The sequence below is a fragment of the Bradyrhizobium sp. TM233 genome, from assembly GCF_036247965.1.
Taxonomy (GTDB): domain Bacteria; phylum Pseudomonadota; class Alphaproteobacteria; order Rhizobiales; family Xanthobacteraceae; genus Bradyrhizobium; species Bradyrhizobium ottawaense.
The window spans coordinates 1-22,976 of record NZ_BTIG01000027.1 but is presented as its reverse complement, the minus strand read 5'-3'; the positions used below and the strand labels follow the sequence as shown (position 1 = coordinate 22,976).

Annotated in this window: 19 protein-coding genes; 12 read left to right on the top strand and 7 right to left on the bottom strand. The window is 66.0% G+C overall.

Annotation, left to right across the window (positions count from 1 at the left end; all coding sequences use genetic code 11):
* Nucleotides 1-93 precede the first annotated feature (93 nt).
* A complete protein-coding gene (gene leuB, locus AABA86_RS30880) occupies nucleotides 94-1,206 on the bottom strand; it encodes a 3-isopropylmalate dehydrogenase (protein ID WP_338309478.1) in 1,113 nt (370 codons plus the stop codon).
* Between the two features lie 131 nt (nucleotides 1,207-1,337).
* Between leuB and AABA86_RS30875 the strand changes: the two genes are divergently transcribed.
* Nucleotides 1,338-2,555, top strand: coding sequence for a YbfB/YjiJ family MFS transporter (locus AABA86_RS30875; RefSeq protein ID WP_338309477.1), 1,218 nt, complete (start codon nucleotides 1,338-1,340; stop codon nucleotides 2,553-2,555).
* Here AABA86_RS30875 and AABA86_RS30870 read toward each other — a convergent pair whose 3' ends face one another.
* The 4 genes from AABA86_RS30870 to AABA86_RS30855 all read right to left on the bottom strand — a co-directional run bounded on the left by AABA86_RS30870 (nucleotide 2,556) and on the right by AABA86_RS30855 (nucleotide 5,866).
* The gene (locus AABA86_RS30870) at nucleotides 2,556-3,338 is read right to left on the bottom strand and encodes a molybdopterin-binding protein (RefSeq protein ID WP_212252145.1); all 783 of its coding nucleotides are present in this window, start codon (nucleotides 3,336-3,338) and stop codon (nucleotides 2,556-2,558) included. It lies immediately after the preceding gene.
* Nucleotides 3,339-3,348: 10 nt separating this feature from the next.
* Nucleotides 3,349-3,978 carry a cytochrome b/b6 domain-containing protein gene (locus AABA86_RS30865; protein WP_212252143.1) on the bottom strand — a complete coding sequence of 210 codons (630 nt, stop codon included), beginning with the start codon at nucleotides 3,976-3,978 and terminating at the stop codon, nucleotides 3,349-3,351.
* Between the two features lie 184 nt (nucleotides 3,979-4,162).
* Nucleotides 4,163-4,717 (bottom strand): fasciclin domain-containing protein, encoded by a 555-nt coding sequence (locus AABA86_RS30860; RefSeq protein WP_338309476.1) that lies wholly within the window; start codon nucleotides 4,715-4,717, stop codon nucleotides 4,163-4,165.
* 387 nt (nucleotides 4,718-5,104) lie between these two features.
* On the bottom strand, nucleotides 5,105-5,866 hold the full coding sequence (locus tag AABA86_RS30855) for an SDR family oxidoreductase (protein WP_338309475.1): 762 nt from the start codon (nucleotides 5,864-5,866) through the stop codon (nucleotides 5,105-5,107).
* Between the two features lie 85 nt (nucleotides 5,867-5,951).
* On the opposite strand from AABA86_RS30855, the gene AABA86_RS30850 reads away from it, so the two are divergent.
* Nucleotides 5,952-7,481 (top strand): malonate--CoA ligase, encoded by a 1,530-nt coding sequence (locus tag AABA86_RS30850; RefSeq protein WP_338309474.1) that lies wholly within the window; start codon nucleotides 5,952-5,954, stop codon nucleotides 7,479-7,481.
* 153 nt (nucleotides 7,482-7,634) lie between these two features.
* Here AABA86_RS30850 and AABA86_RS30845 read toward each other — a convergent pair whose 3' ends face one another.
* Entirely contained in the window at nucleotides 7,635-8,495 is an 861-nt protein-coding gene (locus AABA86_RS30845) for a sulfite exporter TauE/SafE family protein (protein ID WP_338309473.1), read from the bottom strand.
* 517 nt (nucleotides 8,496-9,012) lie between these two features.
* Here AABA86_RS30845 and sdhC point away from each other — a divergent pair.
* The 10 genes from sdhC to AABA86_RS30795 all read left to right on the top strand — a co-directional run bounded on the left by sdhC (nucleotide 9,013) and on the right by AABA86_RS30795 (nucleotide 20,957).
* Nucleotides 9,013-9,411 carry a succinate dehydrogenase, cytochrome b556 subunit gene (gene sdhC / locus AABA86_RS30840; RefSeq protein WP_212252134.1) on the top strand — a complete coding sequence of 133 codons (399 nt, stop codon included), beginning with the start codon at nucleotides 9,013-9,015 and terminating at the stop codon, nucleotides 9,409-9,411.
* Nucleotides 9,408-9,812, top strand: a complete 405-nt coding sequence (sdhD, locus tag AABA86_RS30835) for a succinate dehydrogenase, hydrophobic membrane anchor protein (protein ID WP_212252132.1) — start codon at nucleotides 9,408-9,410, stop codon at nucleotides 9,810-9,812. The genes sdhC and sdhD overlap by 4 nt, the downstream gene beginning before the upstream one ends.
* Nucleotides 9,813-9,815: 3 nt before the next feature.
* Nucleotides 9,816-11,666, top strand: a complete 1,851-nt coding sequence (gene sdhA, locus AABA86_RS30830) for a succinate dehydrogenase flavoprotein subunit (RefSeq protein ID WP_338309472.1) — start codon at nucleotides 9,816-9,818, stop codon at nucleotides 11,664-11,666.
* A gap of 107 nt (nucleotides 11,667-11,773) precedes the next feature.
* Nucleotides 11,774-12,556: a succinate dehydrogenase iron-sulfur subunit gene (locus AABA86_RS30825; protein WP_212252128.1), complete on the top strand. Its 783-nt coding sequence runs from the start codon at nucleotides 11,774-11,776 to the stop codon at nucleotides 12,554-12,556.
* A 189-nt stretch (nucleotides 12,557-12,745) separates the two neighbouring features.
* Nucleotides 12,746-14,944, top strand: a complete 2,199-nt coding sequence (locus tag AABA86_RS30820; RefSeq protein ID WP_338309471.1) for a hybrid sensor histidine kinase/response regulator — start codon at nucleotides 12,746-12,748, stop codon at nucleotides 14,942-14,944.
* Between the two features lie 53 nt (nucleotides 14,945-14,997).
* Nucleotides 14,998-16,953 (top strand): ABC transporter ATP-binding protein/permease, encoded by a 1,956-nt coding sequence (locus tag AABA86_RS30815; RefSeq protein ID WP_338309470.1) that lies wholly within the window; start codon nucleotides 14,998-15,000, stop codon nucleotides 16,951-16,953.
* A gap of 112 nt (nucleotides 16,954-17,065) precedes the next feature.
* Entirely contained in the window at nucleotides 17,066-17,890 is an 825-nt protein-coding gene (locus AABA86_RS30810) for an FkbM family methyltransferase (RefSeq protein ID WP_338309469.1), read from the top strand.
* Nucleotides 17,891-17,908: 18 nt separating this feature from the next.
* The gene (locus AABA86_RS30805; RefSeq protein WP_212252122.1) at nucleotides 17,909-18,295 is read left to right on the top strand and encodes a VOC family protein; all 387 of its coding nucleotides are present in this window, start codon (nucleotides 17,909-17,911) and stop codon (nucleotides 18,293-18,295) included.
* Between the two features lie 83 nt (nucleotides 18,296-18,378).
* Nucleotides 18,379-18,621 carry a hypothetical protein gene (locus tag AABA86_RS30800; RefSeq protein ID WP_338309468.1) on the top strand — a complete coding sequence of 81 codons (243 nt, stop codon included), beginning with the start codon at nucleotides 18,379-18,381 and terminating at the stop codon, nucleotides 18,619-18,621.
* 185 nt (nucleotides 18,622-18,806) lie between these two features.
* Nucleotides 18,807-20,957, top strand: a complete 2,151-nt coding sequence (locus AABA86_RS30795) for an OmpA family protein (RefSeq protein ID WP_338309467.1) — start codon at nucleotides 18,807-18,809, stop codon at nucleotides 20,955-20,957.
* Nucleotides 20,958-21,023: 66 nt separating this feature from the next.
* On the opposite strand, the gene AABA86_RS30790 is transcribed toward AABA86_RS30795, so the two are convergent.
* Entirely contained in the window at nucleotides 21,024-22,781 is a 1,758-nt protein-coding gene (locus tag AABA86_RS30790; protein ID WP_338309466.1) for an alkaline phosphatase, read from the bottom strand.
* Nucleotides 22,782-22,976: the final 195 nt, after the last annotated feature.

The following is a 22,976-nucleotide window of genomic DNA, read 5'->3' as shown; positions in this document are numbered from 1 at the left end:
GTCTCCGCGGAGACGAAAGAGGTCGGTTACGCCAAGCGGTCTGCGCTTCGCGCAGTCCACATGGCTAACCCACCCTACGATTCTGTGCCCGCCTTACGCGTGCAGCTTCTGCAATTCCTTCAGGATCGCTTCGCCCATCTGCGTGGTGGAAGCAGCCGTGGTGCCTTCCGACTTGATGTCGGCGGTGCGCAGGCCGCTGGCAAGCACCGCGGCGATCGCGGCGTCGACCTTGTCGGCGAGCGCGCCCATGTCGAAGGAATAGCGCAGCGCCATGCCGAACGACGAGATCATCGCAATGGGATTGGCGAGGCCCTGGCCTGCGATATCAGGCGCCGAGCCGTGCACGGGCTCGTACAGCGCCTTGCGCTTCTTGGTCTTCACGTCGACCTCGCCGAGCGAAGCCGAGGGCAGCATGCCGAGCGAGCCCGTCAGCATCGCCGCGATGTCGGACAGCATGTCGCCGAACAGATTGTCGGTGACGATGACGTCGAACTGCTTTGGCCATTTCACCAGCATCATGCCGCCGGAATCGGCGAGCTGGTGCTCGAGCGTGACGTCGGGATATTCGCGCTTGTGGACCGCCGTCATGACCTCGTTCCAGAGCACGCCCGACTTCATGACATTGCGCTTCTCCATCGAGGTCACCTTGTTCTTGCGCTTCCTGGCAAGCTCGAAGGCGACGCGGCCGATGCGCTCGATCTCATAGGTGTCGTAGACCTGGGTATCGACGGCGCGCTTCTGGCCGTTGCCAAGATCAGTGATGGTCTTGGGCTCGCCGAAATAGACGCCGCCCGTGAGCTCGCGCACGATCATGATGTCGAGGCCTTCGACGGCCTCGCGCTTCAGGCTCGATGCATCGGCCAGCGCCGGGTAGCACACGGCGGGGCGGAGGTTGGCGAACAATGCCAGATCCTTGCGCAGGCGCAGCAGGCCGGCTTCCGGGCGCACCTCGTAAGGAACGGCGTCCCATTTCGGGCCGCCGACCGCGCCGAAGATGATGGCATCGGCGGCAAGCGCCTTGGCCATGTCGCCCTCGGAGATCGACACCTTGTGCGCGTCATAGGCGGAGCCGCCGACGAGGCCGGTATCCGTCTCGAACTTGGCGATCCCGGCCGAATTGAGCCAGTCGATCAGCCGCTTCACCTCGCCCATCACCTCGGGGCCGATACCGTCGCCGGGAAGCAGCAGCAGTTTGTGGGTCGCCATGGTCGTATCCTCTGAGATCGAATTCGGCCGGAGTGCTAGAGCGGCGTTGCGCGCTTGGCAAGACACCATTGCCGGGGTGCGGCTGTGCAAGGCGGACGGGGCCTGCCACACTGGGCAGGCCGGAGTATCCCTTGCACGCCCAAGACTGCTTTCCTAAAGACCGCCGCTCGCCCTACGCGCATCCCGCGCGGCTGATCCTGACGCTGTCGCTGGCCGCCACGGTCGGGCTCGGCATTGGCCGCTTTGCCTATGCGCTGGTGCTGCCCGATATGCGGGAGGACCTCGGCTGGTCCTATTCGGCGGCTGGATTCATGAACACCATCAACGCCGTCGGCTATCTCGTGGGCGCGCTGGTGGCCTCGCGCCTGATCCAGCGCGTCGGCTGGGCGGCGGCGATCCGCGGCGGAACTCTGGCCTGCGTCGCCGCGCTCGCGACCTGCGCGCTGACGGGAAATTTCGTTGCGCTGAGCCTGGCGCGTCTGGTGCTGGGCATCGGAGCCGCGGCCGGCTTCGTCGCCGGCGGCGCACTGGCGGCGACCATTGCCCAGTCTCGCCCCGAGCGGGCCAATTTCCTGCTCAGCCTGTTCTATGCCGGGCCCGGCATCGGCATTCTGTCCTCGGGGCTGATCGCTCCGTTCACGCTGCAATATTTCGGACCGGGCTCGTGGTGGATGGTGTGGTGGGCGCTGACACTGCTGTCGGCCGCGATGACCGTGCCGCTGTTCCTGATCCGCATCGAGAGCAGCGTCCGCTTCTCCGAAGGCAGCCACGCCGCCTTCGCGATTCGTCCCGTGCTGATCTACCTCGCCGGCTACTTCCTGTTCGGCGCCGGCTACATCGCCTACATGACCTTCATGATCGCCTATGTGCGCGACGGCGGCGGCGGGGCCACCGCGCAAGCCGCGTTCTGGAGCCTGATCGGCCTGTCCGCCTTCGTCACACCCTGGGCCTGGCGGGGCGTGCTGGCGCTCGATCGCGGCGGGCTCGCCACCGCCATCATCCTCGGCACCAACGCAGCTGGCGCGGCCCTGCCGATGCTCGGGCATTCGCCGGCATGGCTCGCGGTCTCGGCCGTCGTGTTCGGCGTCGCCTTCTTCGCCGTGGTTGGCTCGACCACCGCCTTCGTGCGCTTCAACTATCCGCCGGCGATGTGGCCGACCGCGATCGCCGCGATGACGATCTCGTTCGGCGTCGGGCAAACGCTCGGGCCGATCGTGGTCGGCGCGATCACGGACGCGCTGGGGAGCCTGAGCTACGCGCTCAATGTATCGGCGGCGTTGTTGGCCTTGGGGGCGGTGGCGGCGCTGTGCCAGCGGAAAGTCGGGCCGGTCAAACAGATGGTGCCGTAGCTAGCTTCCGCTGAACGAATTATACCCCTGGTCTTCCCAATAGCCGCCCTTGTAGTCGTTGGTGACTTCCATCGAGACGACGTATTTCGGGTTCTTGAAGCCGAGTTTTGTCGGCACGCGGATCTTCATGGGGAAGCCGTAGGCGCGCGGCAAAATCTCGTTCGCGTATTTGAACGTCATCTGGGTCTGCGGATGCAGCGCGCTGCGCATGTCCAAGGGCGAATTGTAGCCGTCCTTGTCGGCGCACTGGAACCAGACGTATTTGGCGCGCGTGTCGGCGCCGATCAGTTTTAAGAAATCGCGCAAGGGTGTGCCGGTCCAGCTGCCGATCGCGCTCCAGCCCTCGACGCAGATGTGGCGGGTGATCTGCGTGACTTGCGGCAACTTGTAGAGCTCGTCCAGCGTCCACGACTTCTTGTTGTCGACGAGGCCGCGGACCTCGAGCTTCCAATCGGCGCCAGCAACATCGGGCGCGTCGTCGAGATCGTAATAGGCATTGAACGGAAACGGTTTTGTGATCGCGCTCTCGGGGAAGGTCGGTGCCAGTGCGTCGGGATTGAAGATGAAGGCCTGCACCGCGTCGTTGAATTTCGAGACCTGCTTCAGCATCTCCTCGGCCGAGGAGGAGTCGATCACATCGCAGCCGGTGAGCAGCGTCAGTGCGCCGAGGCTGGCGCCGCCCGCGATGAAGCGGCGGCGCGTGACGTCGGGCATGGTCTTGATGGAGTCCTTGATCAAGAGCCGCTTGTCGACGCCGGGGATCAGGAATGAACGCTTCGCCATGTTCTCCTCCTCAGCGGCCGATGATCATGGCGCGCAGGCTCTTCGGCACGAGCAGCGCGAGCAGGACGTGAACGACGAGGAACGCGCAGATCGCGGCCATGCAGAAGAAATGGATGTAGCGCGCGGTCGGGTAGTCGCCGAACAGCGTGACGAGGTAATAGAGCTGCACCGGCTTCCACATCCCGAGCCCCGTGAGCACGATCAGCACGCCGACCACGATGATGCCGGCATAGAGCACGCGCTGCACGTAATTGTAGACGGTGAGGTCGTCATGGCCGAGCTTGAAGGTCAGCGCTGCCCTGACGTCGTGGAGCACGCCCGACGGTGTAATCGGCAGCAGTTTCTTGGCGAAGCGGCCGGTGGCGAAGCCCGTGACGAGATAGGCGAGCCCGTTGATCATCAACAGCCACATCGCAGCAAAGTGCCAGAGCAGGCCGCCGCCGAGCCATCCGCCGAGCGTGTACTCGCGCGGAAAACTGAAGCCGAACAGCGGCGAGGCGTTGTAGATCTGCCAGCCCGACAGGATCATCAGGATCATGGCGAAGGCATTGACCCAGTGCATGACGCGGACCCAGGCCGGCTGGATCACTTTGGCCGGGGCGGCGCTGACCTGCTCGTCGGTGACTGTGAGGCTCGACATGATGGTTCCGTCCTGAACGTCGTGTGACACCGATTATACGCCGATGCGCCCGCTTTCGTTACGCCCTGTCCGCCATCGAATCGATAGCGTCTGGCTATGGCGGTCACAAAAAAGCGAGCCGGGTGCCCCCCGGCTCGCCGTTTCGTCGCATCCTGTTCGGGGGATGAAACAGGATCGCGCGGTGTTACGTCGCCGGCATCAGCACGGTGTCGACCACATGGATGACGCCGTTCGACTGGTTGACGTTGGAGATCGTCACCATCGAGGTGCCGCCCTTGGCATCGACGATCCAGACCTTGCCGTCCATCTTCTTGACCGTCAGTTCCTCGCCTTCGGCGGTCTTCAGCTTCTTGCCCTCGGTGAGGTCCGAGGCCTCGAGCTTGCCGGGCACGACATGGTAGGTGAGGATCTTGGTCAGCGTCGCCTTGTTCTCGGGCTTGACCAGATTGTCGACGGTGCCGGCCGGCAGCTTGCCGAAGGCGGCGTTGGTCGGCGCGAACACCGTGAACGGACCCTTGCCTTCCAGCGTCGGCACCAGGCCGGCCGCCTTCACCGCCGCCACCAGCGTGGTGTGGTCCTTCGAATTGACCGCGTTCTGGACGATGTTCTTCGACGGGAACATCGCGGCGCCGCCGACCATGACGGTCTTCTCCTCGGCGCGGACAGGCGCGACGACGGTCGCGGTGATGGCCAGGGCGCTGAAGGCGGCGGCGGCGAGATAGGCAATGCGCTTCGACATGGAAAGTCTCCCGATTGAATTGTAACCGGCGATGGCCGGTCTTGCGTTGGGGCAACAACGGCGGCTGCGACCTTTTGGCGTGAAGCAGCAGCGCCGTCGTTGGACCGAACTACGGGAGGGTTGGCGAAGTGGTTTCGGGGAAAAATTCTTTGTGATGCGTGAAACTATGTGGGGGGACGCTCGTGTGATGCACGAACGATCCGCCCACTCCGCTGTCGTCCCGGACAAGCGAAGCGCCGATCCGGGACCCATAGCCACAGGGAGTGGTTTGGCGAAGACTCGGAGTTACCGTCTCGCGCGACGTCTTCTCCCTGTGGTTATGGGTCCCGGGTTCGCGACGTTGTCGCGCCCCGGGACGACAGCGGAGATTGACGCGCGCGCTGCGCCTCAATCCCTGTTGTTCGGCGTCTGGATGAACCCGCGATTATGCGTCGGGCTGATCAACACCTCGTTGATGCAGACCCTTGCCGGCATGCTCGCGATGAACGCGATGGTGCGTCCGAGATCCTCCGATTGCAGCATCCTGGCCTGCTCGTCCTCGCTCGGCACCACCGGGCGCAGCTTGAGGATCGGCGTCGCCACCTCGCCCGGCATCAGGCAGCAGGCGCGCAGGCCGTTGACGCATTCGTCCATGTTGAAGGAATGGGTCAGCGCCAGCACCGCATGCTTGGTCGTGGTGTAGGCCGGGCCCGGCATCTTCGAGACGTGGCGGCCGGCCCAGGACGAGACGTTGATGATCGCGCCATCCTGCTGCTTGCGCATCGTCGGCAGCACCGCGCGCATGCAATAAAGCACGCCGTTGAGATTGACCTGGACCAGTCTGTCCCAGCCCTCCAGTTCCATGTCCTTCCAGCTCCGCTTGGGGACGTTGATGCCGGCGTTGTTGACCAGGAGGTCGATGCGGCCGTGCCTGGCGACGATCTGGTCGGCGGCTTTCTGGGCTTCCGCAGCGTTGGACACGTCCAGCGCGATGGCCTCGGCCGCACCGCCCGCCTTGCCGATTTTGGCAACCACGGTATCCAGGGCGTCCTTGCGCCGGCCCGAGACCACCACCGTCCAGCCGTCGGCAGCCAGCGCCTCGGCGCCGGCCTCCCCAATCCCGCTGCCGCCGCCCGTGACCCAGGCCACGCGTTTCCCATCTTTTGTCATGCAAACTGTCTCCGTTGCTTCATCGGGGCGGTTTTTGCTAATCCAGCCCTCGGTTTGACCGGCCTTCGCCGGCGAGGAATGTTGCATGAACCCAGCTGCCAACGCCAACCTGTTCTCCCGCCTGTTCGACGGCCTGGACGATCCGAAGCGCCTCGCGATCGAGACGCATGATGGCGGCCATATCAGCTATGGCGATCTGATCGCGCGGGCCGGGCAGATGGCGAATGTGCTGGTCGCGCGCGGCGTGAAGCCGGGCGACCGCGTCGCGGTGCAGGTCGAAAAGTCCGTCGCCAATATCGTGCTGTATCTCGGCACGGTGCGGGCCGGCGCGGTCTACCTGCCGCTCAACACCGCCTATACGCTGAACGAGCTCGACTACTTCATCGGCGATGCCGAGCCGTCGCTGGTGGTCTGCGACCCCTCGAAGGCGGAGGGCCTCGCGCCGATCGCCGCGAAAGTGAAGGCCAAGGTCGAGACGCTCGGAGCTGACAGCAAGGGCTCGCTGACGGAAGCCGCCGACAAGGCCAGCAGCGAATTCGCAACCGTCGCGCGGGCGAACGACGATCTCGCCGCCATCCTCTACACCTCGGGTACCACGGGCCGCTCCAAGGGCGCGATGCTGACGCATGATAATCTGGCGTCGAACTCGCTCTCGCTCGTCGGCTACTGGCGCTTCACCGACAAGGACGTGCTCATCCACGCACTGCCGATCTATCACACGCACGGCCTGTTCGTGGCGACCAACGTGACGCTGTTCGCCCGGGCGTCGATGATCTTCCTGCCGAAGCTCGATCCGGATTTGATCATCAAGCTGATGGCGCGCGCCACGGTGCTGATGGGCGTGCCGACCTTCTACACGCGGCTGCTGCAGAATTCTGCGCTGTCGCGCGACTCCACGAAGCATATGCGGCTGTTCATCTCGGGCTCGGCGCCGCTGCTGGCGGAGACCCATCGCGAATGGTCGGCGCGCACGGGGCACGCCGTGCTCGAGCGCTACGGCATGACCGAGACCAACATGAACACGTCGAACCCCTATGACGGCGAGCGCGTGCCCGGCGCAGTCGGCTTTCCCTTGCCCGGCGTCTCCGTGCGCGTGACCGAGCCCGAGACCGGCAAGGAGCTGCCGCGCGAGGAGATCGGCATGATCGAGGTCAAGGGCCCGAACGTCTTCAAGGGCTATTGGCGCATGCCGGAAAAGACCAAGTCCGAATTCCGCGACGACGGCTTCTTCATCACCGGCGACCTCGGCAAGATCGACGGCAAGGGCTATGTCCACATCCTCGGCCGCGGCAAGGATCTCGTGATCTCCGGCGGCTTCAACGTCTATCCGAAAGAGATCGAGAGCGAGATTGACGCCATGCCCGGCGTGATCGAATCCGCCGTGATCGGCGTGCCGCATGCCGATTTCGGCGAGGGCGTCACGGCGGTGCTGGTCTGCAACAAGGGCGCCGACGTCACTGAAGCCGCCGTGCTGAACGCGCTCGACGGACGGATCGCAAAGTTCAAGATGCCCAAGCGCGTCTTCGTGGTCGACGAGCTGCCGCGCAACACCATGGGCAAAGTGCAGAAGAACATCTTGCGGGATACGTACAAGGATATTTACGCGAAGAAATAGGGCTGGCGTTCGCCGTCCTTGCGGATGAAGCCGTAGGGTGGGTTAGCCGAAGGCGTAACCCACCTCTTTGCGTTCCGCGGCGGCAGAAGCGGTGGGTTACGCTTCGCTAACCCACCCTACGACGCTGCGCTCGAATGACGGTGGACGCGGCGACTACAGCCCGCCCACCAGACTCATCACGAACCGGCTGCCCACGATCAACAGATAACACCCGAACGCGACCTCCAGCGTTCGCTTCGACATCGCATGCGCGGCTCTCACGCCGAGCGGCGCGGTGACGAGGCTCATCGGCATCACGAGCACGGCGCCGATCAGCGAGACGTAACCGAGCGCGAACGGGATCTGCAGGGCTGCGATGGTCGGATAGTTCGCCGCCGCCGGCCAGCCCGCATAGATGTAGCCGAGCGCGCCGGGGATCGAGATCAGCACCGCGAGTGCGGATGACGTCGCGACCGCCTGATGGATGGGACGGCCGTAGAACGTCATCAAGAGGTTCGAGAACAGGCCGCCGCCGATGCCCATCAGCGTCGAAAGAATACCGACGCAGAAGCCGTAGACGCGCATCAAGGGACCCTTCGGCAGATCGTCGCCCAACTTCCAGCCTTCGCGCGCGAAGATGAGCCGCGCCGCCGCGGAATAGGCGACGCAGACGAACACGATCTTGAACAGCCGCTCCGGCGCGTAGCGCGCGACGACGCTCCCCGAGACGACGCCGATCACGATCGGCAGCCACCACACCCGCAGGATGGCCATGTCGACGGCGCCGCGCTTGTAATGCGCCTGGAACGAACGGATCGAGGTCGGAATGATCACCGCGAGCGAGGTGCCGATGCAGAGCGGCATGCGCACCTCCAGCGGCACGCCGGCGATGCGAAAGCATTCGTAGAACACCGGCACGAGAATCGCGCCGCCGCCGATGCCGAACACGCCGGCCAGGAATCCCGATAGCGCGCCGGTTGCGATCAGCAGCAGCGCGAGTTCGACGATGTCCTTGATATCAAGACCTGCAATCACCCCTGACCTGCCCCCGGCGACTGGTCGCAACCTCTGCTAGACGTCGGTCGGAGACGGCTGCGGTCCCAGCTTTAGGCGATCTGGGGTGCCCGGTCGACGCACCGGACGTCCCGGCTGGGGTGGAATGCAGGCTGCGCATATCCGCAGTCCCAGGGAAACCGAGCCAGCGTCGGCGCGCCGGTCGCTTCGGCCCTGGAGGGGACGGCTACGGCTGCCATGAACCGGCGGATTCGAGCGGCGAGCGGCGGACAAGGGTTAGAGGCGTTCCAATAGTGATTTCAATGCGCCCTGCGCACACCACGAAGCAATGAATTTTCATTCTGAATTTCGCTGGCGGACCGGCGCTCTGGTATACCAAGCCCCTGATTGGCCTTGTATCATCAAGGCTCTAGAGCTGAACGATCGTTCGATTTATGGCAATTTGGAGATTGCGCAGGCCAAATCGACTCCGTAAATAGAGCCGACCTTTCCGATCCCCGCGCGCCCCCTGCTGGGCCGCCATAAAACATCAAAGCCCATGACCGCACGGATCGAACGACCCCTCTCGCCGCACATGCAAGTGTACCGCTGGACGCTGACGATGGCTCTGTCCATCATCCATCGCGCCACCGGTGTTGCCCTCTATTTTGGAACCCTGCTGCTGGTCTGGTGGCTGGTTGCCGCGGCTTCCGGCCCTGCCGCTTACGCGCACGTCCAGGCCTTCGCCGGCAGCATCATCGGGCGGCTGATCGTGTTCGGCTACACCTGGGCGCTGATGCACCATATGCTCAGCGGCATCCGGCATTTCGTGTGGGACCTCGGCTACGGCTTCAAGGCCAATGAGCGGGAAGCGCTGACCTGGGGCGCCCTGATCGGCGGCATCGCGCTGACCGTGCTGATCTGGATCATCGCCTATGCGAACGGAGGTGGACGATGAGCGCATCCGATACGCCGAAGCGCAGCCTGCGCACCCCGCTCGGCCGCGTCCGCAATCTCGGCGCCGCGCATTCCGGCACGTCCGATTTCTGGCGCCAGCGCATCACCGGCGTCGCCATGACGCTGCTGATGATCCCGGCGCTGGTGATCATCGTGATGCTGCTCGGCCGCAACCAGGTCTACGCTGCGCAGACCCTGAGCTCCATTCCCGTCGCGGTGATCCTGCTCCTCTTCATCTTCGCCAGCGCCTGGCACATGAAGATCGGCATGCAGGTGGTGATCGAGGACTACATCCACAACGAGAAGCTGAAGCTCGTCTCGATCATGCTCAACAATTTCTTCTCGGTCGCCGTGGCGCTCGCCTCGACCTACGCGATCCTGAAACTGTCCTCCGGAGTGTAACCCATGGCTACGGGAACATCGGCCACCACAACGAATAGCACGGGCAACGGCGCTCCCGCCACCAACGGCAAAGCCTATCCGATTGAAGACCACACCTATGACGTTGTCGTGGTCGGCGCCGGCGGCGCGGGTCTGCGCGCCGTGGTCGGCTGCAGCGAGGCCGGCCTGCGCACGGCCTGCATCACCAAGGTGTTCCCGACCCGCTCGCACACGGTCGCGGCGCAGGGCGGCATCTCGGCTTCGCTCGGCAACATGCACAGGGACGACTGGCGCTGGCACATGTACGACACCGTGAAGGGGTCGGACTGGCTCGGCGACCAGGACGCGATCGAATACATGGTGCGCAACGCGCCGGACGCGGTCTACGAGCTCGAGCATTGGGGCGTGCCGTTCTCGCGCACCGAGGACGGCAAGATCTACCAGCGCCCGTTCGGCGGCATGACCATGGACTTCGGCAAGGGCCAGGCGCAGCGCACCTGCGCCGCCGCCGACCGCACCGGCCACGCCATGCTGCACACGATGTACGGCCAGTCGCTGCGCCACGCCGCCGAGTTCTTCATCGAGTTCTTCGCCATCGACCTGATCATGGACGACCAGGGCACCTGCCGCGGCGTCATCGCGCTCAAGCTCGACGACGGCACGCTGCACCGCTTCCGCGCCCAGACCGTGATCCTCGCGACCGGCGGTTACGGCCGTGCCTATGCTTCCTGCACCTCGGCCCACACCTGCACCGGTGACGGCGGCGGCATGGTGCTGCGCGCCGGCCTGCCGATGCAGGACATGGAGTTCGTGCAGTTCCACCCGACCGGCATCTACGGCTCGGGCTGTCTCGTCACCGAGGGCGCGCGCGGCGAAGGCGGCTATCTCGTCAACTCCGAGGGCGAGCGCTTCATGGAGCGCTACGCGCCGTCGGCCAAGGACCTCGCCTCGCGCGACGTCGTCTCGCGCGCGATGACCATCGAGATCCGCGAAGGCCGCGGCGTCGGCAAGAAGAAGGACCACATCTTCCTGCATCTGGACCATCTCGATCCCGCGGTGCTGGCCGAGCGGCTGCCGGGCATCTCGGAATCCGCAAAGATCTTCGCCAATGTCGACGTGACGCGCGAGCCGATCCCGATCGTGCCGACCGTGCACTACAACATGGGCGGCATCCCCACCAACTATCACGGCGAAGTCCTGACCAAGAAGGACGGCGACGACAACGCCATCATCCCCGGCCTGATGGCGATCGGCGAGGCCGCCTGCGTCTCCGTGCACGGCGCCAACCGCCTCGGCTCCAACTCGCTGATCGACCTCGTCGTGTTCGGCCGCGCCGCGGCGCTCCGTCTCGCCGAGAAGCTCACGCCCAATGCCAAGCAGCCGGAGCTGCCGGCGAACTCGTCCGAGCTCGCGCTCGGCCGCCTCGACCATTACCGCTACGCCTCCGGCGGCACGCCGACCGCAAAACTGCGCGAAGGCATGCAGCACGTGATGCAGAGCAATTGCGCGGTGTTCCGCACCGGCGAAGTGCTGAGCGAAGGCCAGAATTTGATCGAGAAGGTCCATAGCGGCATCACCGATATCGCCGTGTCCGATCGCTCGCTGGTGTGGAATTCGGACCTCGTCGAGACGCTCGAGTTCGACAATCTGATCGCGCAGGCGGTGGTGACGATGAACTCGGCCGCCAACCGCACCGAGAGCCGCGGCGCGCATGCGCGCGAGGACTTCTCCGAGCGCGACGACAAGAACTGGATGAAGCACACGCTGGCCTGGCTGGACGATGCCGGCAAGGTCAAGATCGAGTACCGCCCGGTTCACGACTACACCATGACCAACGACGTGCAGTACATCCCGCCCAAGGCGCGCGTGTATTGATCGAACAGTAGCCGTCATTCCGGGATGGTCCGAAGGACCAGACCCGGAATCTCGAGATTCCGGGTTCGATGCTGCGCATCGCCCCGGAATGACGAAAGGTTAGAGCAATGGTTGAATTCGCACTTCCGAAGAACTCCAAGATCACTGGCGGCAAGACCTGGCCGAAGCCCGCAGGCGCGACCGAGACCCGCGAGTTTCGCGTCTATCGCTGGAATCCGGACGACGGCAAGAATCCGAGCGTCGACACCTATTACGTCGACACCAATGATTGCGGTCCGATGGTGCTGGACGGCCTGATCTGGATCAAGAACCACATCGACCCGTCGCTGACCTTCCGCCGCTCCTGCCGCGAAGGCGTCTGCGGCTCCTGCGCCATGAACATCGACGGCCAGAATACGCTCGCCTGCACCCGCTCGATGCACGACGTGAAGGACGGCGCGGTGAAGATCAATCCGCTGCCGCACCAGCCGGTCGTGAAGGACCTCGTCCCCGACCTCACCAATTTCTACGCACAGTATGCATCGGTCGAGCCGTGGCTGAAGACGACCTCGCCGACGCCGCAGAAGGAATGGCGCCAGACCCACGAGGATCGCGAGAAGCTCGACGGCCTCTATGAATGCATCCTGTGCGCCTGCTGCTCGACCTCCTGTCCGAGCTATTGGTGGAACAGCGATCGTTACCTCGGCCCCGCCGCGCTGCTCCAGGCCAACCGCTGGGTGTCCGATTCGCGCGACGAGGCGACCGGCGAGCGGCTCGACAATCTCGAGGATCCGTTCCGGCTCTACCGCTGCCACACCATCATGAATTGCACCAAGGCCTGTCCGAAGGGACTGAACCCGGCCGAAGCCATCGCCGAGCTCAAGCTCAAGATGGTCGAGCGCCAGATCTGAAGACGAAATTCATGCTTCGCGTTCCGGCCGGACCGGCCGGGACGCTCCGAGATCGCGGTCAATTCGAGTAGAATTTTCTCCGACCCGCACTGCGCGTAAGTTCCAGGCGCACAACCAGCGGTTCCGGCACAAGTTGCTTCCTTCCCTGCGCGAGATTCAGTTAAGCTCCCCGTCAGGGACGGAGCGACTGTGCAGAGGGCGCAACGCAACTCGCTGAAGCTGTTGCAGTGGATGATGGCGGCATCCCTGGCGCTGCCGGTTGCGCTGTTCGTCATCACCTCGGCGATCTCCTACACCTCGACCAGGGACACCGCCGACCGGGAGATCGAGCGCACGCTCGACGTCGTGCATGAGCACGCGCTCAAGGTGTTCGAAACCATCGATCGCAGCCTGGCCGAGCTCAACGAGGTCGTGCGTGGCCTTCCCGACGACACCATCCGCGCGCGCGAGCCGGCGCTGCACCGCCGCCTGAGGCGGCTGACCGATTCGCTGCCGCAGCTCAAATCGGCCTGGATCTTCGACGCGGACGGCAAAGCGCTGGTCAACAGCCTCGCCTCGCCGCCGCCGGACCTCAGCTTTGCGGACCGCGACTATTTCTACGCTCATGTCGACCAATCCATCGGCAGCTTCATCGGCACGGCCCTGACGCCCCGTCCGCCTTATCAGGGCGCGCGCTTCTTCGGGGTGAGCCGCCGCCGCGATTCCGAGGACGGCAGCTTCATCGGGGTGATCCAGGCCTCCGTCCTGCCCGAATATTTCGAGAGTTTTTATGCGCGGATCGGTTCCGATGCCGGCAGCTTCTTCACGATGGGACGCACGGACGGCGTGCTGCTTGCGCATTTCCCGCGGCTCGACCGCGACCTTCGGCTGGATCCGACCGGACCGGTCGGCCGGGAAATCGCGGCCCACCCGGAGCATGGCCTCATCACGGTCGTCTGGCCGTCGGACGGGATCGAGCGACGCATCGGCTATCGGCGCGTCGCCGAATATCCGATCTATGTCAGCGCCGGGCTCGAGACCTCGGCGATCCGCGCGCGCTGGCTCGCCACCATGGGCCAGCATCTGGTGTTCGGCATTCCCGCCACCGCACTCCTGTTTCTACTGTTGGCGCTGGCGTTGCGTCGCACCCAGCACCTTCAGGCCGAAGCTGCCAAGCGGCGTGAAGCCGAGGAGGCGCTCAAGCACAGCCAGCGCCTCGAGGCGCTCGGACAGCTCACCGGCGGCGTCGCGCATGATTTCAACAATCTGCTGACGGTGATCCGCGCCTCGGTCGACCTGTTGAACCGGCCGCAACTGACGGAGGAGCGGCGACAGCGCTACATCACGGCCATTGCGGACGCGGTGGCGCGCGCGGCCAAGCTGACCTCGCAGCTGCTCGCCTTTGCGCGGCGCCAGACCCTGAAGCCGGAGGTATTTGACGTCGGCGAGCGGATGCAGGCGCTGCACGACATGCTGGCGCCGCTGCTGGGGCCGGCCATCGAGATCGCCATGCGCCTGCCCACCGAGCCCTGCCTCGTCCATGCCGATGCCGGCCAGTTCGAGACGGCGCTGATCAACATGGCGACCAATGCGCGCGACGCCATGCAGGGCAAGGGCAGAATCGTTTTCACGGTCGAGGCCGCGGCGACCGTTCCGGACACGCTGGCCCACGCCTCGGGCAGCCAGAACTTGGAAAGCCAAAGCTTGGGAAACCAGAACTTGGAAAACCAGAGCTTGGGAAACCGCGGCTTCATCCGCGTGACCGTCACCGACACCGGCATCGGCATTCCGGCCGCCCGACTCGAGCGCATCTTCGAGCCGTTCTTCACCACCAAGCAGGTCGGCCATGGCACCGGCCTCGGCCTGTCCCAGGTGTTCGGCTTCGCCCGGCAATCCGGCGGCGAGGTGACGGTCACGAGCGAGGTCGGTCACGGCAGCACCTTCTCGCTCTATTTGCCGCGCGTGCCGACGGACCTGCTGCCGCAGCGGCAGGCGCCGAACACGGCGCCGGCGGTGGCCGGCAGTGGCATGTCGGTGCTGCTGGTCGAGGACAATATCGAGCTTGCCAATTTCGCCGCCGATGGCCTCACCGAGCTCGGCTACAGCATCACGCTGGTCGACAACGCTACCGACGCACTCGCCGAGCTCGTCATGGACGCGGATCGCTTCGACGTCGTGTTCTCGGACGTGGTGATGCCGGGCATGACAGGGCTAGATCTGGCGCAGGCGATCCGCGACCGTGGCATCGGCGTGCCGGTCGTGCTGACCACGGGCTACAGCCAGGCCCTGTCGCAGGAGGGCGTGACCGGTTTCGAGCTCGTGCAAAAGCCCTATTCGATCGAGGAATTGTCGCGCGTTCTGCACCGGGCGGCCCGGATCCGGCGCGTCCGGGACGGCGCCGCCGAATGAGGTGCCATGCGGAACTGGAGGGAACCGATTGATTTCCTTCGCGTTGTCCGCTCATGCACACGCCGGCCGCCAAGCGCGAACAGGGCCCTAAGCCGCCCATCGTCGGGATCAAGGGCGAGAATGGCGACGAGGTCGCCGCACCACCGCCCGAATTGCTCGAGCCTGACCCGGAGCTCTCACCCGAGGAAGCCGAGCAGGCCCGCAAGGATTATCTGCTGACGCGGTTCTGGATCAGCGCGCGCGGCTTCTGGGGACGCAACGGCGATCGACTGGCCTGGCCGTTCTCGATCGGCCTCGGCGTGCTGATCGTCCTGACCGTCGGCTTCCAGTACGGCATCAATGTCTGGAACCGGGCGATCTTCGACGCGATCGAGAAGCGCGATGCGACCGCCGTCTTCCATCTCACCGCGTTGTTCTTCCCGCTCGCGATCGGCAGCATCGTGCTCGGCGTCATCCAGGTGTTCGCGCGCATGGGCATCCAGCGGCGCTGGCGGGCCTGGCTCACGGCGAGCGTGCTGACGCGCTGGCTCACGAACGGGCGCTACTACCAGCTCAACCTCGTCCGCGGCGACCACGAAAATCCGGAATACCGGATTGCGGAGGATCTGCGCGTCGCCACCGATTCGCCGGTCGATTTCCTCGCCGGCGTCACCTCGGCGCTGCTCTCGGCCGCGACCTTCATCGTCGTGCTCTGGACCATCGGCGGCGCGCTCACCGTCACGTTCGGCGGCTCGACGCTCACCATTCCCGGCTTCCTCGTGATCGCCGCGATGCTCTATGCCGCGATCGCCTCGGGCTCCATCCTGGTGATCGGGCGGCGCTTCGTGCAGGTTTCCGAGGACAAGAACCAGGCCGAAGCCGATTTCCGCTACACGCTGACGCGCGTGCGCGAGAACGGCGAGAGCATCGCACTGCTGGGCGGCGAGGAGGAAGAGCGCGACGGCATCGACCGCAACTTCGCCGGCGTGCTCCGGCAATGGGCGCGGCTCGCCGGTCAGCACATGCGCACCACGTTGGTGTCGCAGGGCTCGAGCCTGGTTGCGCCGGTCGTGCCCCTTTTGCTCTGCGCGCCAAAATTCCTCGACGGCAGCATGACACTGGGACAGGTGATGCAGGCGGCCTCCGCCTTCACCATCGTGCAGAGCGCGTTCGGCTGGCTGGTCGACAATTATCCGCGGCTTGCCGACTGGAACGCCTGCGCGCGCCGCATCGCCTCGCTGATGATGTCGCTCGACGGACTCGAACGCGCCGAGCAGGGCGACGGTTTTGGCCGCATCAAGCGCGGCGAGACCAGCAACGACGCCATCCTGGAGATGAAGGATCTGTCGGTCTCGCTCGACGACGGCACGGCCGTGGTCGGCGAGACCGAGGTGGTGATCGAGTCGGGCGAGCGGCTGCTCGTCGCCGGCGAATCCGGGACCGGCAAGAGTACGCTGGTGCGCGCCATCGCAGGCCTGTGGCCCTGGGGCGGCGGCAGCGTCAATTTTCACAGGGATCGCCGACTGTTCATGCTGCCGCAGCGGCCCTATGTGCCCTCCGGATCACTGCGCCGCGCGGTCGCCTATCCCGGTGCGGCCGAGGACTGGACCCTGGAGGAGATCGGTGACGTCCTGCATAAGGTCGGCCTCGACCATCTCAAGGAAAAGATCGAGGAGGAAAGCCCCTGGGACCAGACGCTATCCGGCGGCGAGAAGCAGCGCCTCGCCTTTGCGCGGCTGTTGCTGCACAAGCCCGACATCATCGTGCTCGACGAGGCGACCTCGGCGCTCGACGAGAAGAGCCAGGACAGGATGATGAAGATGGTCACCGACGCGCTGCCGAAGGCGACCATCGTCAGCGTCGCGCATCGTGCCGAGCTGGAGGCCTTCCACAGCCGCAAGATCGTGCTGGAACGCCGCAAGGGCGGCGCCAAGCTCGTCAGCGACATCGAGCTGATCCCGCGCAAGGGCAAGCGCAGGCTGCTCGGGCGATTTCTGCGGCAGCGCAAAGCCCCGAAGAAGGCGGCGTAGTACTCTCTCCCCGCGTCCCAGGCGACGGCAGCGAGATTACGGCTCGCATCGAGCGTTGGAGTCCGCATCAAAACCGGCTATGCATGCGCCGCTTGCAACGAGGACCGCCTGCTTGACGACCGACAACGCCCCTTCGTCCGCGCCGTTCGGCGCGTTTGCGCCCAATGCGGCGCAGGCTGCGATCATTCGCCTCGCACAGCAGTCCGGGCTGAAGCGCGGCGCGTTCCGGCCCTGGATGTCGCGGCTGGTCAACCTGCTGCGCGGCGGCCCTGTCGACGTGCAATATCAGGGCGCATCGTTCCGCTTCTATCACCAGGGCAGCGCGACGGAGCGCGGCGCGCTGTTCAATCCCGATTACAATCTCGACGAGCTCGACTTTCTGCGCCAGCACACTCCCGCCGGCGGCGTGTTCGTCGACGTCGGCGCCAATGTCGGCACTTTTGCGCTGGTGATGGCGCGGCAGGTCGGCACCAGGGGCAAGGTGGTTGCGATCGAGCCGCATCCCATGACGTTCGCGCGGCTCTCGTTCAACCACGCCGCATCGGAGACGCCGCAGGTGCGCCTGGTGCAGGCCGCGGCAGGCGATGAAGACGGCGAGCTGATGATCGAGAGTGGCGGCGGTAACCTTGGCGCCACGCACGTCGTCACCGGCACGGCGAGCGCCGAGGCCATCAAGGTGCCGTCGCTGCGGCTGACGCGCATTCTCGACGAGGCCGGCGTCACGCAAATCGACTCGCTGAAGATCGACGTCGAGGGTTTTGAGGACCGCGTGCTGATCGGCTTCTTCCGCGATGCACCACCCTCGCTATGGCCGCGCGCGGTCGTCATCGAGCATCTGTCACAAAACGAATGGCAGCAGGATTGTATTGCCGACATGGTCGCGCGCGGATTCGCGATCATGCGCAAGACACGAAGCAATACGTTCCTCTCACGCTGAAGGACGAAGGAGGTTACGATGATCGACCATCTGGGTTTCTCCGTCTCCGACTATGAGCGCGCCAAGGCATTCTACGCCAAGGCGCTGGCTCCGCTCGGCTACGGCCTGATCATGGAAGTCACGGCGGAGCAGACCGGCCACGCGGCCGCCGCAGGCTTCGGCGCCGACGGCAAGCCGGATTTCTGGATCGGCGGCGAAGGCGCCATGAATAAGCCGGTGCATGTCGCGATCTCGGCCCGCGACCGCGCCACCGTCGATGCCTTCTACAAGGCGGCCATCGCGGCCGGCGGACGCGACAACGGCCCGCCCGGCATCCGCCCGCATTACCATGCGAATTACTACGGCGCCTTCGTGCTCGACCCTGACGGTCACAACATCGAGGCCGTGTGCCACGCGCCGGAATAAGTCAGAGCCAGCGCGATGCGATGAGGAACATCGGCGCCACATCATCGTTGTCCTTCCCCGGACAACTGATCCCGATGATGCCGATGCCGATCGAACCGCCCGAGATTCCGCCGGCAACACCGGGGACTCCCGCCGAACCGCCACCCGGCATTCCGCCGGGCAATCCGCAGCCTGAAATCACGCCGCCGGTGCGCGAACCCGGCTCGCCACCGCGGCCCGACGAATTGCCGGGCCGCATGCCTGAAGAGATTCCATCGCGCGGGCCGAACGGGCCGCTGACGCCGAATCCTGCGACCGATGCAATTCCGCTGCGGAAGCACGCATGAAGCGGCGATCACATGCGGGGCAATTGCAACCAGCGTCTGAATGCGCAATGAACGTTGCCGGAGTGACGTGATTTCCGTGCAGAAATAAATCGGGCCGCGACCGCTTCGCCCGCCACAATCCGGCCTAACGCGTAGCTGTTCATCCCAACACTTCGTCAAAGAACCTTCCGGGGAAGTTCACCACCATGACCAATCTTCGTTTCGTGCTGCTCGCGACGACGGCTCTGACCGCGATGCAATTCGCAAGCTCCGCATCGCAAGCGCAAAGTGCGCCGCCGCTCGTGGTCGCGCAGGCGCAGCCTCAAGACACGGGCCCTGACGGAAAACCGAAGCAGCCGCCGAAGGGTCCCGCGGCTGCGCCGCCTGCTGCGCCCGCGCGCCCGGCCGCTCCGCCGCCCGCCGCTGCACCGCCCCACCCGCCCGCTGCGCCGCCGCCGGCAGCCGCACCGCCGCGTCCCGCCGCGCCGCCACCGCCTCCGCCGCCACCTGCGGCCCGTCCGGCCCCCCCGCCGCCACCCCCGCCCCCTGCCGCACCGAAGCAGCCTTCGCCGCCTCCGGCCGCGGCGCCGCAGCAGCACGCCCCGACACCTCCGCCTCCGCCGCCAGCGGCACGCCCGGCTCCCACGCCGCCGGCACCGCCTCCTGCCGCGGCTCCGCAGCACGCGCCGACGCCGCCGCCTCCCGCAGCACGTCCGGCCCCGACGCCACCAGCGCCGCCGCCTGCAGCAACGCCTCCGGGCCGCCCCGGCCCGGCGCCCACGGCGACGCCTTCTCCGGCGCCCGCAGCGCCGACGGCACGGCCGGGAGCGCCTGCTCCGACCGCCGCGCCTGCCCCGACTGCGACACCCGCGCCAACGACAACACCTGCGCCGACCGCAACGCCGGCTCCGGGCAGCACGCCCGGCGCACCACCCGCTGGCCGCCCCGGCGCACCGCCGCCCGGCGGACGTCCCGGCACGCCTCCGGCTGCAGGATCGCCGGCTCCTGGTGCCGCGCCCGCTCCGACGGCAGCGCCTGCTCCCGGTGGAACGCCGACGCCGCCGCCCGGACGCCCAGGTTCGGCAACGCCGGCCCCCGGCGCGACTCCAGCCCCGACTGCGACGCCGACTCCTGGCCAGCAGGGTGGAACGCCGCCCGCAGCCGGAACCCCGGCTGCAGGTCCGCAGGCTGGTGCCCCGCCCCGGCCGCCGGCGCCTCCCGCCGGCGTCGCGGCACCGAGCATCGTGCCGGGCTCGGCGGCCGCAACCCCGCCGCCCGACAGGGTGCGGAACACTCCGCCGACGGTTGCGCCGGCCTTCCGGACCGCCCCGACGATCGCCGCGCCGTTGCCGCCTCCGCCGCGCCCGCAGCAGCGCGACCTGACCCCGCTCGCGATTGGTGCAGGCGTGGTGGCGGGCGCGGTGATCGGCGCCACCATTGCCGACATGCACAGCCAGCGACGCGAGGTCGTCGAAGGCGGCCGCACCGTCTATACCGAGCCGGACCGCATCATCATCCGCGATCCGGGCGGGCAGGCTTACGTCCGCGGCAACGACCTCTATCGCTTCCGCTATGGCGCCCGCGACATCCGCACCGACACCGTCGGCGGTGAGACCCGCACCGTCGTGGTCCGTCCCGACGGCAGCGAGGTGATCACCGTGGTCGGCGCGGACGGTTCGCTGCTGCGGCGAATCCGCAGGGACCCCCGCGGGCGCGAGGTCATCATCATCGACAACACCTACCGCGATCCGCGGGCGGTCGGCGGCTTCTATGTCGACGTGCCGCCGCCGGTCGTGAACATTCCCTATGATCGCTACATCGTCGACGCCCAGGAAGCGTCGCCGGACGTGATCTACCAAACGATGGTTGCACCGCCGGTGCAGCGGATCGATCGGCGTTACTCGCTCGACGAGATCCGCTACAGCCCCAATGTTCGCATGCAGATGCCGAGCATCGACGTCAACACGATCATCTTCGAGACGGGATCGTGGACCATCCCGCCGGACCAGGCGGCCCGGCTGCAGGTGATCGCCGACGGCCTCAACCAGGCGATCCAGCGCAATCCGCGCGAGGTGTTCCTGATCGAGGGACACACCGACGCGGTCGGCAACGAGGTCGACAATCTGTCGCTGTCGGATCGTCGTGCGCAATCCGCAGCCGAGCTGCTGACGCAGCAGTTCGGTGTGCCCGCGGAGAACCTGACGTCGCAGGGCTACGGCGAGCAGTACCTGAAGGAGCAGACGCAGGGGTCGAGCGCGATCAACCGTCGCGTGACCATCCGCAACATCACGCCGTTGCTCAACGGCGGCCAGGCCTCGCTGCCGCCGCCCCCGGCCGGCACCGCGCCGCCGCGCTGAGGCGAAACGCAAATGCAAATGGCCGGGAGCAATCCCGGCCATTTTTGTTTGAGCCGCGCGTGGCGGCTACTGCCCGGCGGCCAGACCGAGCGCGTCGACCATGAGGCGAAAGACCTCGGTATTGTCCATCGAGCCGCGCACGCGCTCGCTGCCGGGCCCGGTCGCCGTGAGGATGACGTCCTCGCCCGAATGCACACTGGCGCCGATCATCGCCGACAGATTGCCCGGGCGCAGCACCGCGCCCGGGACGTCCTTGTATTTGTCGTTGGCCTTGAAGGTCCCGTCGTCGCCCGCCTTCACGGTGGGCTCGTTCGGATTGTCGAGCTTCGGGCGGAACGTCTCGTAGTGGTCCGGCAGGCTGGCCGAGAAGATCGCGAGCCGGCGGCTGACATCGACGCGTAACGGATAGCCATCCGCATCGGGCGCCGGATAATTGGGAAACCCGGCCTGCTCGTAGACGCCGACGCGCTCGCGCAAGGAAACGTTAGGCGTGGCGCTCATGTCGTCGTTGATCGTGCCGACAAGGCTGTTGGGATGATTGTGGTCCGCGAGCACCAGGATGAGGGTATCGTCGCCCCGCGCCCGCGCCCATTCGCGGGTCTGGCGCACCGCATTGTCGAGCATGATCGTGTCGTAGACGGCCCGCTCCATGTCGAGCACATGCGCATATTTGTCGATCAGTCCGGATTCGACCATCAGGAAGAAGCCGGCCTCGTTCTTCGCCAGGATGTTCAGCGCTGCCTGCACCTGCTCGGTCAAGTCAGGCTGCTCGGGAAACTTCTTCACGCCGCCGCCCTTCAGGAATTTGCGGTCGAGCACGCCGTCCATGTTGCCGGCGGCGAACAGGCCGAGCAGCTTGCCGGTCTCCGGCTTTGCGGCGGCAGAGCCGAGCTCGCCCGCGGTCGTCGCGACCTGATAGCCTGCGTCACGGAACTTCGCGATGTAGTCGGTCTCGTCCTTGCGTTTCGAGCCGGCGGCCGACTTCGGCAGAAAATTCGCGCTGCCGCCGCCCATCAGCACATCCGGTTTGGCCGCAAACAACTGCTCGACGATCTCGTCATAGGCGGCGCGCCGGCGGGTGTGCGCGACCATCGCGGCCGGCGTTGCGTCTTCGATCTCGGTATTGGTGACAACACCAATCGCCATGCCGAGCCGCCTCCTCGCGAGGCTCGTGATGGTTTCGACCCGGGGATCGTCGAACGGGCTTGCGGTGCGATCCGCGTAGACGCCGAGGGCGTTGACGGCACTCTTGTGCCCGGTCGCATAGGCGCTGGCCGAGTTCGCGGAGTCCGTGATGATCGAGTCCGAGCCTGCGGTCGCCACCAGGGCCATATGAGGCATGTCGTCGATGGCGAGCTTGCCGCGGCTCTTGCCCTCCGCAATGCCCTTGGACAGGATTCGGGCTGCGACCCGATGCGCCGGCGACATGCCATCACCGATGAACAGGATGACGTTCTTGGCCTTGCGCGGACCCGTGTCGTAGACCGTCCATGTGACGCTGCGCTGGTGCGTGCCGTCGCCCACATCCACGGCAATGCTGCCCGGCGTGGTCAGCGTGACGTCGCGCAGGATCAGCGCCGACTGCTCCTTGCCGTCCTCGCGCTCGATGAAGGTCGCCGAACGGCCGAACGCGGTCGCATAGTCCGCGCCGTTCACCGTCACCTTCAGCTTGGCCGGATCGACCGGCCCGGGAAACTCGACCTTGAAGTCGAACTGCGCGCCGGCCAGGATCTCGGCACGATCGATCGGATAGATCGTCTGCGCCGACAATGACGATGTCCCAATAAGGACGATGAGAGAGGCGAGTGCCGATCCCTTGACCATGCGCGATGCTCCGCGATTCCGTTTCCAACAGAGGCGGAACCGTAACGGTCGAGCATGACATCGTCATTAAGCGCGTAACTCCAAGGGGGCTACGCGCAATCGCAGGGTGGGCAAAGGCGCGTGAGCGCCGTGCCCACCGCTATCTCGGTCGCGGAAAGATGGTGGGCACGCTTTTGCTTTGCCCACCCTTGTATT